General features: G+C 71.1%; 12 protein-coding genes and 1 pseudogene. 7 read left to right on the forward strand and 6 right to left on the reverse strand.

Annotation, left to right across the window (positions count from 1 at the left end):
- Nucleotides 1–37: 37 nt before the first annotated feature.
- The 3 genes from ACGF8B_RS27640 (at nucleotide 38) to ACGF8B_RS27650 (ending at nucleotide 2,722) form a co-directional block, all read left to right on the forward strand.
- Complete coding sequence (locus ACGF8B_RS27640; RefSeq protein WP_385207060.1) at nucleotides 38–532, forward strand: NUDIX domain-containing protein; 495 nt, start codon at nucleotides 38–40, stop codon at nucleotides 530–532.
- Between the two features lie 166 nt (nucleotides 533–698).
- Nucleotides 699–1,913 carry a hypothetical protein gene (locus ACGF8B_RS27645; RefSeq protein ID WP_392743751.1) on the forward strand — a complete coding sequence of 405 codons (1,215 nt, stop codon included), beginning with the start codon at nucleotides 699–701 and terminating at the stop codon, nucleotides 1,911–1,913.
- Nucleotides 1,914–1,960: 47 nt separating this feature from the next.
- Nucleotides 1,961–2,722: an NAD-dependent deacetylase gene (locus tag ACGF8B_RS27650; RefSeq protein WP_392743753.1), complete on the forward strand. Its 762-nt coding sequence runs from the start codon at nucleotides 1,961–1,963 to the stop codon at nucleotides 2,720–2,722.
- A 30-nt stretch (nucleotides 2,723–2,752) separates the two neighbouring features.
- On the opposite strand, the gene ACGF8B_RS27655 is transcribed toward ACGF8B_RS27650, so the two are convergent.
- Nucleotides 2,753–3,157, reverse strand: coding sequence for a (2Fe-2S) ferredoxin domain-containing protein (locus ACGF8B_RS27655; RefSeq protein WP_392743755.1), 405 nt, complete (start codon nucleotides 3,155–3,157; stop codon nucleotides 2,753–2,755).
- 337 nt (nucleotides 3,158–3,494) lie between these two features.
- Between ACGF8B_RS27655 and ACGF8B_RS27660 the strand changes: the two genes are divergently transcribed.
- Nucleotides 3,495–4,079 carry a TMEM165/GDT1 family protein gene (locus ACGF8B_RS27660; RefSeq protein ID WP_392743759.1) on the forward strand — a complete coding sequence of 195 codons (585 nt, stop codon included), beginning with the start codon at nucleotides 3,495–3,497 and terminating at the stop codon, nucleotides 4,077–4,079.
- Nucleotides 4,080–4,164: 85 nt separating this feature from the next.
- On the opposite strand, the gene ACGF8B_RS27665 is transcribed toward ACGF8B_RS27660, so the two are convergent.
- Complete coding sequence (locus ACGF8B_RS27665) at nucleotides 4,165–4,689, reverse strand: methylated-DNA--[protein]-cysteine S-methyltransferase (RefSeq protein ID WP_392743762.1); 525 nt, start codon at nucleotides 4,687–4,689, stop codon at nucleotides 4,165–4,167.
- A 19-nt stretch (nucleotides 4,690–4,708) separates the two neighbouring features.
- On the reverse strand, nucleotides 4,709–6,181 hold the full coding sequence (locus ACGF8B_RS27670) for an AlkA N-terminal domain-containing protein (protein WP_392743765.1): 1,473 nt from the start codon (nucleotides 6,179–6,181) through the stop codon (nucleotides 4,709–4,711).
- A 747-nt stretch (nucleotides 6,182–6,928) separates the two neighbouring features.
- Here ACGF8B_RS27670 and ACGF8B_RS27675 point away from each other — a divergent pair.
- From ACGF8B_RS27675 to ACGF8B_RS27685, 3 genes and pseudogenes are all read left to right on the forward strand, one after another.
- A pseudogene (locus tag ACGF8B_RS27675) lies at nucleotides 6,929–7,906 on the forward strand (class E sortase); the annotation flags it as partial.
- Nucleotides 7,907–8,824: 918 nt separating this feature from the next.
- Nucleotides 8,825–10,237 (forward strand): Cys-Gln thioester bond-forming surface protein, encoded by a 1,413-nt coding sequence (locus tag ACGF8B_RS27680; protein WP_392743768.1) that lies wholly within the window; start codon nucleotides 8,825–8,827, stop codon nucleotides 10,235–10,237.
- Nucleotides 10,238–10,857: 620 nt separating this feature from the next.
- Nucleotides 10,858–12,414 carry a PAS domain-containing protein gene (locus tag ACGF8B_RS27685; protein WP_392743770.1) on the forward strand — a complete coding sequence of 519 codons (1,557 nt, stop codon included), beginning with the start codon at nucleotides 10,858–10,860 and terminating at the stop codon, nucleotides 12,412–12,414.
- Nucleotides 12,415–12,759: 345 nt separating this feature from the next.
- Here ACGF8B_RS27685 and ACGF8B_RS27690 read toward each other — a convergent pair whose 3' ends face one another.
- The 3 genes from ACGF8B_RS27690 to rpmB form a co-directional block, all read right to left on the reverse strand.
- Complete coding sequence (locus tag ACGF8B_RS27690; protein ID WP_392743772.1) at nucleotides 12,760–12,945, reverse strand: hypothetical protein; 186 nt, start codon at nucleotides 12,943–12,945, stop codon at nucleotides 12,760–12,762.
- A 170-nt stretch (nucleotides 12,946–13,115) separates the two neighbouring features.
- On the reverse strand, nucleotides 13,116–13,421 hold the full coding sequence (gene rpsN / locus ACGF8B_RS27695) for a 30S ribosomal protein S14 (RefSeq protein ID WP_392743774.1): 306 nt from the start codon (nucleotides 13,419–13,421) through the stop codon (nucleotides 13,116–13,118).
- The gene (gene rpmB, locus ACGF8B_RS27700; RefSeq protein WP_392743777.1) at nucleotides 13,421–13,657 is read right to left on the reverse strand and encodes a 50S ribosomal protein L28; all 237 of its coding nucleotides are present in this window, start codon (nucleotides 13,655–13,657) and stop codon (nucleotides 13,421–13,423) included. The genes rpsN and rpmB overlap by 1 nt, the downstream gene beginning before the upstream one ends.
- Nucleotides 13,658–13,716: the final 59 nt, after the last annotated feature.

The following is a 13,716-nucleotide window of genomic DNA, read 5'->3' on the forward strand; positions in this document are numbered from 1 at the left end:
CTTCGTCCGGGCCCGCCCCTGCCACTACGCTGCCCGCGTGACCACCACTGATTACACCTCCTACATCGCGGGGCTCCCCCGGGTGCTGGCCGCCGCGGCCACCGTGTTCCGGGACGGCCGGGGGCGAGTGCTGCTCGTCGAGCCGAACTACCGGGACGGCTGGGCGCTGCCCGGCGGAACGATCGAGTCCGACGACGGCGAGAGCCCGCGGCAGGCCGCGCGACGCGAGACGGCCGAGGAGATCGGCCTCGATCTGGCGCCGGGGCGGCTGCTCGCCATCGACTGGGCACGCAGTTCCCGACGCCCGCCGATCGCCGCGTATCTGTACGACGGCGGAGTGCTGGACGAGGCTCAGCTGAAGGGGATCCGGCTCCAGGAGGAGGAGCTGCTGTCCTGGAAGCTGGTCGAGCGCGCCGAGTTCGACCGCTATCTGCTCGGCCCGCTCGCGCTGCGCCTGAAGGCCGCGCTGGACGTGCTCGACTCCGGTGACGGTGCGGCGGAGCTGGAGGACGGCCGTCCGGTGGACGGCTGACACCCGAGGGCGGCATTCATCCCGGATCACCGTTCTGTCCCATTGTGCTGACCGCTCGTCGGCTGATAGTCCGGTCGGCGGCTGCCGGACTCCCGAGTTCATGTGCCATTGGTCCGCAGTGCACGCTCGACCGGCATCATCCGGACTCCACGACAGCGGAGGGATCATGCGTACGCACAAGGGACACCTCGGCGGGCGACCGGCCACGATCGTCGCGGCGCTCGCCTGCACGGCAGTTGTCGCCATGGCTCCGACGGCACTCGCGGACCCGGCGTCGGCCTCGGCCGCGGCCCGGGCCGCGCACAGCAGGCCGCCGCTGTCGGTCGACGGCGGCGCCTGGCAGTCCGGCCACGTCCAGGGCATGGCCATCGACCGCCGCAAGGGCTTCATGTACTTCTCCATGACCAATCTGCTGGTCAAGACCGATCTCAGGGGCAAGCCGGTCGGCTCGGTCACCGGATTCACCGGCCACCTCGGCGATCTGGACTTCGACGAGAAGGACGGCCGGGTCTACGGCTCGCTGGAGTACAAGGAGGCGAAGTCCTTCTACATCGCGATCCTCGACGTCGACCGCATCACCCGGATGGACATGGACGCCCAGTCCACCGGGGTCGTCTCGACCGTCTACCTCAAGGAGGTCGTGAAGGACTTCACCGCCGACATGAACGGCGACGGGGTCTTCGACGGCGACACGGGCAACACCCCCGACCACCGTTACGGCTGCAGCGGCATCGACGGCGTCGCCTTCGGTCCGGCGTTCGGCGACGGGCGCGGCAAGCGTGCCGCGAGGCGGCTGACGGTCGCGTACGGCGTGTACGCCAACGCGGGCCGCGCGGACAACGACCACCAGGTGCTGCTCCAGTACGACGTCACCGGGTGGAAGAAGTACGAGCGCCCGCTGACCGAGTCGGCCCCGCACACCAGCGGGCCCGCCCGGACCGACGGCAAGTTCTTCGCGTACACCGGGAACACCACCTACGGCGTGCAGAACCTGGAGTACGACGGGCACAGCGGGAACTGGCTGATGGCCGTCTACAAGGGGACCAAGCCGGGCTTCCCCGGCTACTCGGTCTTCGCGCTGGACGGTGCGCGCAAGCCGGTGCGCGGGCCCGTCCGCGGGCAGCAGCGCCCCGAGCAGGGCCTGCTGCTCCCGCTGCTGCGCAAGGGCGCGCACGACGCCGCCACGGACACGTACGGGTGGCCGGCGCCGGGACAGTACGGACAGTACGGCCTGGTGTCGCTCGACGACGGGCGGTTCTACGTCGCACGCAGCGGCACGCTCCAGGACGGCGGCGTCACCAAGCAGACGGCGCGGGCCGAGCTGAACACCTGGACGGGCCTGACCCCGTCACCGTTCAGGCCCGCCGGTCCGGCGGTCTGACGGAAATCGTCTCGCGGACGGTGACCGGCGCTGCTTAGGCTCGCGGCATGACTCTCGTCGCGATCTTCAGCGGCGCCGGCATCTCCACGGACTCCGGCATCCCCGACTACCGCGGTCCCAACGGGCTCTGGCGCAAGGACCCGGAGGCCGAGAAGCTCGTCACGTACGACTTCTACATGGGCGATCCGGAGATCCGCCGCCGCTCCTGGCTGATGAGGCGCGCCGGCGCGGCCCTGGCAGTGGAGCCCAACGCGGCCCATCGTGCGGTGGTGGAGCTGGAGCGGTCCGGCACCCCGGTGCGGGTGATCACGCAGAACGTCGACGGGCTGCACCAGCGCGCCGGACTCCCCGGCCGCAAGGTCCTGGAGCTGCACGGCACCGTGCACGAGGTGGTCTGCACCCGCTGTCACGCCCGTTCCGCGATGGCCGAGGCGCTGGCCCGGGTGGACGCGGGAGAGGCCGACCCGTCGTGCACGGTCTGCGGCGGCATCCTGAAACCGGCCACGATCATGTTCGGGGAGCGGCTCGACCCGGTGGTGCTGGGCCGGGCGGTGTCGATCGCGAAGGCCTGCGAGGTGTTCGTCGCGGTCGGTACGTCGCTCCAGGTGCACCCCGCCGCCTCGCTGGCCGGGGTCGCGGCCGACCACGGGGCACGGCTCATCATGATGAACGCGGAGCCGACCCCGTACGACGAACGGGCCGAGACGATCGTCCGCGAGCCCATCGGTACGGCGCTGCCCGCGCTGCTGGGGCGGCTGGCCTCCGGTACGGAGCCGGGCACGGGTTCCGGCGGGACCTCCGGGGGCTGAGAGGGCGGGTGGTGCCGTGGTCCGCCGGCCTCAGTGGTCGAGTTCCTGCTGTATGCGCCGCGAGGGGCGGAAGGTGTACAGGTCGAGGATCTCCGGCGGGTCCACCAGCCCCGGACCGCCCGCCTCGACCCAGGTGACGATGTCGGTCACGGCGTCCGGGTCGTTGACCAGGCCGAGCCAGACCGGCCTGCCGCCCGCGCGGCGCCCCTCGGCCGACGGCTGGACCACGATGACGTTGGCCTGTTCGCAGGCGTCCAGGCACTCCACGGCACGTACCGTGGCTGCCCCGCCGAGTGAGCGCCGCAGCTCGGCGAGCTGGCCGGCGTGGTCCACGTCCGGGATCTTGGGCGTTCCGCAGCAGCAGCCGCGGCAGACGCTGACGGTGGGGGCGGGCGTGCCCCCGGCGGGGGCCGCTCTGCGGGTGCGGCGGCTCATGCGGGAGCCCTTGCGGTGCGGGCGCGGGTGATCACCAGGGGACTGTACCGATCCCCGTCACCGGATCGAACACCTGCTCTGTGCGGTGAGCGGGTGGGGTAGAGTTGATGGCTGCGAAGGGGAGTAGCCCCGCAAACCGGTCGTCGACACACTGGAACCCTCGGGTTCCCGGTGGCCGGGCCCGTGGATCGTCACGGGCGGGCGAGACCTTCGGTCAGGTATGACACGCCCGCGTCCAGTGGGCGCTGACGTCATGCCGGGCCGAGTGGTCCTCCGGACGCCCGAGTGGCGCTTCGCGAAAGGCCCGGGGCCCGGCTCTCACAGAAAGCCACCCCGAATGCACCTCGACCCCTGGGCGATCCTCACCGCCTTCGGTCTGATCTTCCTTGCGGAGCTCCCCGACAAGACGATGTTCGCGTCGCTCGCCATGGGCACCCGCATGCGACCGCTGTACGTCTGGTTCGGCACGTCGTCCGCGTTCATCGTCCATGTCGCCATCGCGGTGGGGGCGGGCAGCCTGATCGGGCTGCTGCCCGACTGGATCGTCAAGCTCGTCTCGGCCTCCCTCTTCGCGTTCGGGGCCTTCATGCTGCTGCGTGCCGGCGGCGGCGATGACGACGAGGACGGCGGCACGAAGACGGTGACCGGCTTCTGGCCGGTCTACTCGACCGCGTTCATGGCCGTCTTCATCAGCGAGTGGGGCGATCTCACCCAGATCACCACCGCCAACCTGGCCGCGAGCAACGGCACCTGGTCCACGGCGATCGGGTCCGCGGCCGCTCTGATGTCCGTCTCGGCCCTGGCGCTGCTGGCAGGCCGGTTCATCGCGAAGCGGGTGCCGCTCAAGACGGTCCAGCGGATCGGCGGGCTCTGCATGCTGGGGCTGGCGATCTGGACCCTGGTGGAGATCTTCACCGGCTGACGGCCGCCACGCCCGCAGGTGGCTTCGGGGCGGGCCCGGACCTCGGTGTCCGGGCCCGCCCTCGTCGTTCCCGGGGCCCGGGATGTCAGAACAGTGGCGGAGTGTCGTCCTGGCTGCCGCTCTCGAAGGCCAGCAGCCGCTGCTTGCGGTCGAGTCCGCCGCCGTAGCCGGTGAGGCCGCCCGAGGCACCGATGACTCGGTGGCAGGGGACGATGATGCCCACCGGGTTCTTGCCGTTGGCCAGCCCCACCGCACGGGAGGCGCCCGGTTTGCCGAGGTTCTCGGCCAGTTCGCCGTACGACCGGGTCTCGCCGTACGGGATCAGCCGCAGCTGCTCCCAGACGCTGCGCTGGAACGGGGTGCCGTCCAGACGCAGCGGCAGGTCGAAGGTGCGCAGCTCCCCGGCGAAGTAGGCGTCGAGCTGGCGGACGGCCTCTTCGAAGGGCCGCGGGTCGGGTTCGCCGAAGGTCTCCTCGGGCGGGCGGTGCCGCTGGCCGGTCATGTAGAGGCCCGCGAGGACCCCGTCGGTGGCGACGAGGGTGAGGGGGCCGTACGGGCTGTCGACGACGGTGTGCTGCCGGTTCGCCGCGGGTGGATGCGGATCGGTCATGGCTGTACTTCCCGGCTTCTCAGGTGGGCAGGTGGTTGATGGGATGGTCGTCCACGGTCCAGAGGTACTGGACCGCGTACGCGCGCCAGGGGCGCCAGGCGGCCGCGCGGGCGGTGAGCGCCGCGGGTGTCGAGGGCAGGCCGAGCTCCTCGGCGGCGCGCCGGATGCCGAGGTCGGTGGGGAGGAAGGCGTCCGGGTCGCCGAGCGCCCGCATCGCGATCACCTCCACGGTCCAGGGGCCGAAGCCGGGCAGTGCGGTCAGTTCGGCCCGCGCCTGTTCCCAGTCGGTGTCGGTGCCCAGGCTGAGTGTTCCGTCGGCGAGTGCGCCGACGAGGGTGGTGAGGGTGGTGCGGCGGCTGCGCGGCAGGGCGAGCTGTTCCGGGTCGAGTCCGGCGAGTGCGCCGGGGTCCGGGAAGAGGTGGGTGAGGCCGCCTTCCGGGTCGTCGACCGGCAGGCCGTGCGCGCGGACCAGCCGGGCCGCGTGGGTGCGGGCGGCGGCGGTCGAGACCTGCTGGCCGAGCACCGCCCGTACGGCGAACTCCGCGCCGTCGACGGTACGCGGCACCCGCCGGCCCGGTGCCTTGCGGACCAGTGGGGCGAGCAGCGGATCGGTGGTCAGCTGCTCGTCGACGGCCTCCGGGTCGGCGTCCAGGTCGAGCAGCCAGCGGCAGCGGCTGATCGCGAGGGTGAGATCGCGGGGGTCGGTGAGGGAGAGCCGGGCGGCGATGTGGTCGGGGTGCGGGGTGAGGGCGGCGATGCCGTGCCCGTACCGCAGGGAGAGGGTGCGGCGGTAGGCGCCGTCGCGCCACTCCTCGACGCCGGGGACGGCGGTCGCGGCGAGGTGGCCGAAGAGGTTGCTGGGGTTGAGCGGTGCGCGGTAGGGCAGCCGCAGCGCGATCACGCCCGGGGTGGCCGGGGGCGTCCGGGACCGGGTGGCGCGGCCGCGCAGCTCGCCCGGGGCGAGTGCGAAGACCTGGCGGACGGTGTCGTTGAAGGTACGGATCGAGGAGAATCCGGAGGCGAACGCGACTTCCGCCATGGGGAGTCCGGTCGTCTCGATGAGCAGTCTGGCGGTCTGGGCGCGCTGTGCGCGGGCCAGGGCGAGCGGGCCGGCGCCGAGCTCGGCGAGCAGCTGGCGTTCGATCTGCCGGGCGGAGTAGCCGAGCCGGGCGGCGAGTCCGGGGACGCCCTCGCGGTCGACGACACCGTCCCGGATGAGCCGCATCGCACGGGCGACGGAGTCGGCCCGGGCGTTCCACTCCGGGGAGCCGGGGCTGGTGTCGGGCCGGCACCGTTTGCAGGCCCGGAATCCGGCCTGCTGGCAGGCTGCGGCGCTGGGGTAGAAGGTCATGTTCTCGACCTTGGGCGGCACGGCCGGGCAGCTGGGACGGCAGTAGATCCGGGTGGTCAGGACCGCCGTGAAGAACCAGCCGTCGAAGCGGGCGTCCTTGGAGCGGACGGCCCGCACGCAGCGCTCGGTGTCGGTGTGCATGGCTCAAGCATCGGTCACCCGGCACGCGGGGGCTGGCGAGAATCCGACATCGACGTCGCGCCGCCGGGAACTCCTCGACGCCCTGCCCCGGAGTCTGCCCGGCGGGCCCCGGTCCGGACAAGGGCCCCGGCTCCCGGGCGGAATGTCCGTCCACGGCGCGCCCCGACGCGGGAGTGGCCGGACTTCCGCAGGCAGCCGCGCGGCGGAGGTTCTTTCATCGGGTCCGGGACGGTACCGGGTTTCCACGGAATCGAACCCGGCGGACCAGGTTCCATTCAAACGCGACCGGCGCCCGTGAAGGAAATCCTTAAGGTTCCCTTGAATCTCGCTTTCGAATCGCATAAGTATCGTCCCGCATTTCGCATCCCACTGCCCGGCAGGCCCCCGAAGCGGCTGGACCGGAGTGAACTTCATGCGCCAGAATCGGATATCGTCGGCAGCCGACGGCCGATGACCCGTCAGGAATCGCCGAATGCGTCGTCCGCGAGCCCCCGCATCTCTTCCGACCCGTGGCAGAGCGTTGCCCAGGAATGTGCGGGCGGAACTCCGGAAAATGAACAGGATCAGGAACCAAGGAAGTCATGCACGACTGGACAGGACGACTTCTGTCGGGAAATCCATGGCGCGAGGCATCGATTCCGGTTGCGTCGGCGCCTGGACGCACCCACGGCGCCCCACATGTCCTCCGCCGTTCCGATCCCGCTCCGCCCTGCGACGGTGCGACGGTGAACGGCCGATGGTGATTCGCCTTCTCCCCCGCACCGGCCGCGCCCCTCGTCACCGCCCGGCCAGGTCGAAGGCCGTGGCATGACGGGGCCGGTGCCCGACGGCGGGCGGGCCGCACGCCGCAAGGCCGCGAAGCGGGCCGGCCGGCACGCCGCGTCGTTCCCGGGGCGCGGCGCGAAGCGACATGCCTCGCCCCGGTCCCGCGCCCCACTCGCTCCCCCGGCTCCCCCGGCTCCGTCGGCTCCGTCGGCTCCCCCGGCTCCCCCGGCTCCGTCGGCTCCCATGACGCGCGTCGAGGCCCGGCGGGCCGCACGGGCGCGGAAGCCCGGCGCCGCCACGACGGCGGGCCGGGTGGGCGGCGAAGTCCTCATCACCGCAGGCGTGTTGATGCTGCTCTTCACCTCGTATCAGCTGTGGTGGTCGAACGTGCGCGCCCACAGCATCACGGGCAGCGCCCGGCGCGAGCTGGAGCGTGAATGGGCGGACGGCGCGAACGGACCGGACACTTTCGAACCGGGTAGGGGCTTCGCGATCCTGCACATACCCAAGCTGGACGTGGTCGTGCCGATCGCGGAGGGCATCAGCAAGACCAAGGTCCTGGACCGGGGCATGGTCGGCCACTACGACAAGGCCAGCATTCCCACAGCGATGCCCGGGGCCAGGACGGGAAACTTCGGGATCGCCGGACACCGCAACACGCACGGTGAGCCGTTGCGGTATATCAACCATCTCAAGCCGGGCGACCCGATCGTCGTCGAGACGCACGACACGTACTACGTGTACAAGATGGCGAGCATCCTGCCGCAGACCACGCCGAAGAACATCGCGGTACTCGACCCGGTGCCCGCCGGCTCGGGATTCACCGGGCCGGGCCGCTACATCACGCTGACGACCTGCACACCGGAGTTCACGAGTACGTACCGGATGATCGTCTGGGGCGAGATGGCCGAGGTACGGCCACGCGCCGAAGGCGAACCGGCGGCGCTCAAGGAGCAGTGAGGCAGCGTCGGTCGGGGCGTGGGCGGGTGAGGGCTGTCGGCTGCGTTCTTCGGCCCGTGCGTGTGGGCGGCACCGGACGGCTCGGCCCGGTGCCACCCGATGGCGCCGGTGCGGAAGGCGTCAGGGGTGACCCGCCGCCGAACGGCGTCGGCCGACGGCGAACACCGCGGTCGCCCCCGGAGTCAGGACCGCTGATCCGGCGACGGCGATGCAGGGAGTGGTGCTGTCGCCACCGGTCTCGGCGGGCTCGGCGGTGCTGTCGCCACCAACCCCGCCGCGACGGCCGCCTTGCACTCCGCGGAGACCGGTGACTCCACGCCCTCCGCGTAGCAGGCGGAGACCCGGCCGACCGGGTCCGTCATCGGCCCGTGGGCCGACGCCGGAGCACTCGACAGCGCGGCTGGAACCATCGATGCGGCACCTGCGACGGTGCACGCGGCGGCCTTGTGACGAACAGTCACCGAAGGGCTCGTCGATGATGTCCGGGGGACAGGCCGGCACGGCCATTCGGCACGCTGCCGCTACGGCCCGGCAATCACCAACCCGGCCCCGGAAATCGCGTCGTCCGCCCACGCGGAAATCCGGTGGACCGTTCTTATGGATACCTTAAGGAATATTTCAGGTTGCGCTCACGCAAGCGGCGGATCGGTGCGAATCGATCAGTCGGCGACGGGTCGCGCGCCTCTCTTCCTCCCTGCTGTTCGCATTCTCGTTGTTGTTGGGCACCGTCGGTAACGATTGCGCCTCGCTACCCTTATCCCATCCATATGACCAGCAGTCAGCATGGGCTGCGCACCTAGGGTTTCCATGTACTCGGGTGGTGCGTCCGCTCCGCTCGATTCGGCATGTCTGCCGCAGGCCCCTTTCCCGTGCGTAACAACCCGCAGCGCGAAACAGCCTGCCTTCGAGGGGAATTCAATGTTTTCTGTCTTCAGACGCGGCGCCGCGCGGCTGGCCGCCATTTCTCTGGCCACGGGGCTCGTCGCGACGGGGGCGATGGCCCTCGCCGGTCCCGCCGCGGCCGACCAGGGCGACCGGGGTGCGGGTGGCGCCACCGCGAAGCTCGGCGGCTTGACCGACTTCGGCCAGGTCGGCATCGAGGAGAAGGACGGGAGCAAATGGTCCGTCGACCGCGCGGGCCTGTTCGAGATGCGGACCGAACAGGGCGGCACGCTCTCGACCTACTGCATAGACCTGCGCACCGGGGCACGGCACGACTTCCGCTACAAGGAGGTCGGCTGGGACCAGTCCTCCCTCCACAACAACAGCGACGCCGGGAAGATCTTGTGGGTCCTGAAGAATTCCTACCCCAAGGTCTCGGTGACGGACCTGGCCAAGAAGGTCGGCGCCAAGGACCTCGACCGGAATGACGCCGCCGCAGCGACACAGGCAGCGATCTGGCACTTCTCGGACAAGGTGACGGCCACTCCGGCCGACGCCGACGCCAAGCTGCTGACCGACTACCTGCTCGGCAAGGCGGAGCCCCTCCAGGAACCGAAGGAATCCCTCGTCCTCTCCCCCTCGTCCGTCGCGGGCAGGTCCGGTGACCGCGTCGGCCCGGTGACCGTCGCCACGAACGCGGCGGCCGTCGCTCTCGCGCTCGCTCCCGGTGCTCCGGACGGCGTCCGGATCGTCGACACGAAGGGCACGCCCGTCACGAACGCCAAGAACGGCGACCAGGTCTTCCTGGACATCCCCGCCGGCACCGCCGACGGCTCGGCGGAGCTGACCGCGCGGGCCACCACCGGGGTTCCGCTCGGCCGGGCCTTCGTCAGCACCGACGGGCCCAGCCAGACCCTCGTCCTGGCCGGGTCCAGCGATGCCACCGTCACCGCCGCGGCGTCCGCGTCCTGGGCCAGGAAGGGCGCGGTTCCCGCCGTCACCGTCGCCAACAACTGCGCGAAGGGCGGCGTCGACGTCACCGCCACCAACCAGGGCGACGAGGCCTGGACCTTCGGGCTCAAGGGCGCCCAGCACACCGTCGCCCCCGGTGAGACCAGGACGGTGACGGTCCCGGTCGCCGAGGACGCGGCGTACGACTTCACCGTCACCGGTCCGAACGGCTTCGAGAAGGCCTTCAAGGGCGTCCTCGACTGCAGGACGGCCGCACCCGGCGCCAAGCCTTCGCAGACCCCCTCCGTCATGCCCACCCACGCGGCCCCCGGTGACAAGGACACCGACGCCGCCGCCGGCTCCCCCGCCGAGGGCGACCTCGCCGAGACCGGCGGTTCCGGCGCCACTCCGATGATCGCCGGCATCGCCGCCGCACTCGTCGTGTTCGGTGGCGGCGCCGTCTTCTTCCTCCGCCGGAAGAAGACCACCGGCCAGTGAGCCACCGGCACGGTTGACGGCCGTCGCCGCACGGCGGCCCGACAGACCGGCCCACGAGGCCCCGGAAGCACCTTGCGGCTCCGGGGCCTCACGCATGCGCCGGTACGCGTACTCAGGCGCCGACCGGGCCGGAGGACGACGAAGGGCACGGCCGGCCTCCCTGCGGACCGGGCCGGGGCGGGTCGGACTGAGCCAGGTCGGGGCGGGTCGGGTCGGGTCGGGTCGGGGCAAGCCAGGTCGGGGCGGGGAGCAGCCGAACGGCAGCGCGAGACGACGCGTCCGCAGCCCGGTGAACGTTCGGGCCGCACCGGCTCAGCACACAACACAACACCCCTCCCATTCACGGGTGGGGACACCCGCCCCACAGCCTTCTGCGACACGCTTCAGGGCGGCGAAACACCAACGCCGTTAGCCCAGCCTGATCCCTTGCTTAAGGCATCCGTAAGAATGGTCCGGGCAGTGCCCGAGCCGCCTTTCCGGGGTGTGTGACGGGGTTAGGTTGTTGCTGTCGGAGTCTGCCGACCACGCCGCCGGATGTCATCCGCAGCTGTGTCGAAAAGCGCACAGCGGCGTGTCCACAACGGATCCCAGGCACACGGACTCGGGAAGGAAAATCTGTCGTGAACAGCAGGTCATTCCAAGGCGGTGCGCACCTCTCCGCCGTACTCGACGCCCTTCCCGATGGCCTCATGCTCATCGACGGGAACGGAACCGTCATCAGCGCGAACGCCGCCGCCCACGACATGTTCGAGACGCCCGGAACCCCGCTCGTCGGACACGGGCTGCGCGATCTGCTGCCGGACCACGGATCGCGAGTGATCTCGGGAACACCGCACGGTGCCGACGATCGCACCATCCGGCGGGGACGCGACAACCCGCCCCGGACGACGGCCCGTCGGACGGACGGCGGCGAGTTCCCCGCCGAGGTCATCACCACGGGTCTTGAGACCGGTCACACGCCGCACGGTCCCGGCCGGAACCACTCCGACGACGGGTTGGTCCTGCTCATGGTCCGCGATCTCACCGCCGCACACGAAACAGAAGCCGCGCTCGTCCGCTCCCAGCGGCAGACCGAAGTGATCCTCCGCGCGACGACCGAGGGACTGATCGGCACCGACACCAAGGGGCGGGTCGTCCTCGTCAATCCGGCGGCCGCGCGCATCCTCGGTTTCCGCGCAAGCGACCTCGACGGCAAGGAACTGCACCCGCTGGTGCTGCACTCGACGGCGAACGGCGAGCCGAACCCGTTCGTGGAGACGCCGCTGGCCGCCACTCTTGTCTCCGGGCTCAAGTGCCAAGCCCACGACCAGGCGCTGTGGACGAAGGCCGGTGACCGCGTTTCTGCAGACGTGACCACCATTCCGGTATGGGACGGCGATCAACTCGTGGGCACCATCATGGCTTTCACCGACCGCGGTCCATTCGAGAAACTGATCGGCGATCATGCCGTCGAAACGACACGGCAGAGCAAGGAGTACCACGCCCTCTCCGAGCGGCATCAACAACTGGAATCCAGGTTCGCGGCGCTGCAGGAACAACTGCGCCTGGAACGGGAAAAGAACACCGGTGACAAGGCCCGGGCCAAGGACACCGGAGATCTCGACGAAATTGCCGGATCCGGAGTCGGGGCGGCCACTGGACTCATCGGCCCCGGCCGGTCCCGGTACGCGGTGCCCGCGCCGACGGCCGGTGTCGAAGTGGATCGCGACCGCACCGCCACGGCTCTCGCCCACCGCCCCTCGCCCGTTGCCGTACGAGAAGACGCCTCGCGTCAGATCTCTCCGGTGGCAGGCTCGTGGATCATCGGGGCAGCGGTGCGCGCCCAGCGTGAACGGAGGCCTCCGGAGCAGCAGTCGCTCGCCGCGCTCTCCGGACGTCCCCTCAGAAGCGCTCTCCTGCGAGCCGCCTCGGCCGACGAAGCGGCTCCGCAGGATGTCCCCGACAACCCCGCCGTCCCCACCTGGGCCTGGACCGACTCCCCCACGCCGGGACGGCGCGTGATGCCCGCCACCGCTGCCGGGCCGCACCACGGTGCCGGCCGGCAGCAGAGCGGCGAACCGGTGGCCGTGTCCCGTCCTCTCCCCTCTGACAGTGTTCGCCAGGACGAGGGTGACGGCGGTTCGGCCCGCAGACGGCTTGCCGGACTGCTCACGGGGATCCGGAACCGACCCAGCTGAGGGGTTCTTCCCGCCCTGTCACTGCGGGGGCCCGGCAGTGAGGAAGACGCTCCGGTCCGTACTGGGGCGAAGTACGGGTGGGGGTGGCCGTGAGTGTTCTCAGTTCCGCGGGGGACCTACGGCGCACAATTCCGTCACTCCCGTGACCGTGTCCCGCGCCTCGGCCACGATTCGTCGCACCAGCTCCCCCGTCGGCCCGACGTCGTGTACGAGCCCCGGGGAGAGGCCGACGGACCGGATCCCGGCCTCGGTGTCGCCGTCCTCGAAGAACCGGCGCCCGCGCCCGCCGGCCACCAACGGCTGAACATCGGGGAACGTACCACCGGCCGCCAGGATCGGGACGACCTACTCGCACACCGAATTGCGGGCCACCCGGGCGGTGTTGCGCAGCTCGCGGAAGATGGGTCGGGTGTCGGGTCCGGAAGCTTCGACGATCCGCTGCTTGGCCGTCCCGGCGATCGGTGCCTCCGCTGAGCGCAGGAAGCGGGTGCCCGTGTTGACGCCGTCCGGGATCGCGAGGGCCGGCGGCACGCGGTGCGCATGGCCTCGGCAGCGCAGGCCGAGCACGGAAAGCCCGGGCCGGGGGCCGGTGCCGGGGGCCGGTGCCGGGGGGCCGGTGCCGGGCCGACACGGCCCATCGGCCCGGCATCCCGCCTGCCGACAGCCGGCGCCGGCGCCGGGCCTCCCGCACGGCGCGGCGTTCACCAGGAGGACTTGGTGACCCCCGGCAGGAATCCGGCATGGGCCTGCTCGCGCATACGGACGCGGGAGAGCCCGAACTTCCGCAGGTGACCGCGCGGCCGCCCGTCCACACTGTCCCGGTTGCGCACCCGGGTCGCGCTGGCGTCGCGCGGCTGGCGGCGGAGTTCGTCCGCGGCGGCGCGGCGTTCGGCATCCGTGGTGGACGGACGGCGGACGATCTCCTTCAACTCGGCGCGGCGGACGGCGTACCGCTCGACGGTCGCCCTGCGTTGCCCGTTCTTCGCGATCTTGCTCTTCCTGGCCATCAGACCTTCCCTCCCCGGGCCCGGATGCGGGCGACGGCCGCCTCGATGCCGATGCTGTCGACGGTCCGGATCGCCCTGGCGGCGAGCGTCAGCCGGATGTACCGGCCCTCACTCGGCAGCCAGTACCTCTTGCGCTGGACGTTGGGGTCGAAGCGGCGCGAGGTGCGCCGGTGGGAGTGGGAGATGTTGTTGCCGAAGCCCGGCCGGGCGCCGGTCAGTTGGCAGTGGGCGGACATGGCGCTACCTGCTCTCCGTGGACAACCACTTGTTGGAAATGGAAATCATTGCCATATAG

Source organism: Streptomyces sp. NPDC047917, from assembly GCF_043204345.1.
GTDB classification, from domain to species: domain Bacteria; phylum Actinomycetota; class Actinomycetes; order Streptomycetales; family Streptomycetaceae; genus Streptomyces; species Streptomyces sanglieri.

Coding starts and splice junctions, on each gene's coding strand:
- ACGF8B_RS27645 (WP_392743751.1), top strand. CDS start 699: ATGCGTACGCACAAGGGACACCTCGGCGGGCGACCGGCCACGATCGTC.
- ACGF8B_RS27650 (WP_392743753.1), top strand. CDS start 1,961: ATGACTCTCGTCGCGATCTTCAGCGGCGCCGGCATCTCCACGGACTCC.
- ACGF8B_RS27655 (WP_392743755.1), bottom strand. CDS start 3,157: ATGAGCCGCCGCACCCGCAGAGCGGCCCCCGCCGGGGGCACGCCCGCC.
- ACGF8B_RS27660 (WP_392743759.1), top strand. CDS start 3,495: ATGCACCTCGACCCCTGGGCGATCCTCACCGCCTTCGGTCTGATCTTC.
- ACGF8B_RS27665 (WP_392743762.1), bottom strand. CDS start 4,689: ATGACCGATCCGCATCCACCCGCGGCGAACCGGCAGCACACCGTCGTC.
- ACGF8B_RS27670 (WP_392743765.1), bottom strand. CDS start 6,181: ATGCACACCGACACCGAGCGCTGCGTGCGGGCCGTCCGCTCCAAGGAC.
- ACGF8B_RS27680 (WP_392743768.1), top strand. CDS start 8,825: ATGTTTTCTGTCTTCAGACGCGGCGCCGCGCGGCTGGCCGCCATTTCT.
- rpsN (WP_392743774.1), bottom strand. CDS start 13,421: ATGGCCAGGAAGAGCAAGATCGCGAAGAACGGGCAACGCAGGGCGACC.
- rpmB (WP_392743777.1), bottom strand. CDS start 13,657: ATGTCCGCCCACTGCCAACTGACCGGCGCCCGGCCGGGCTTCGGCAAC.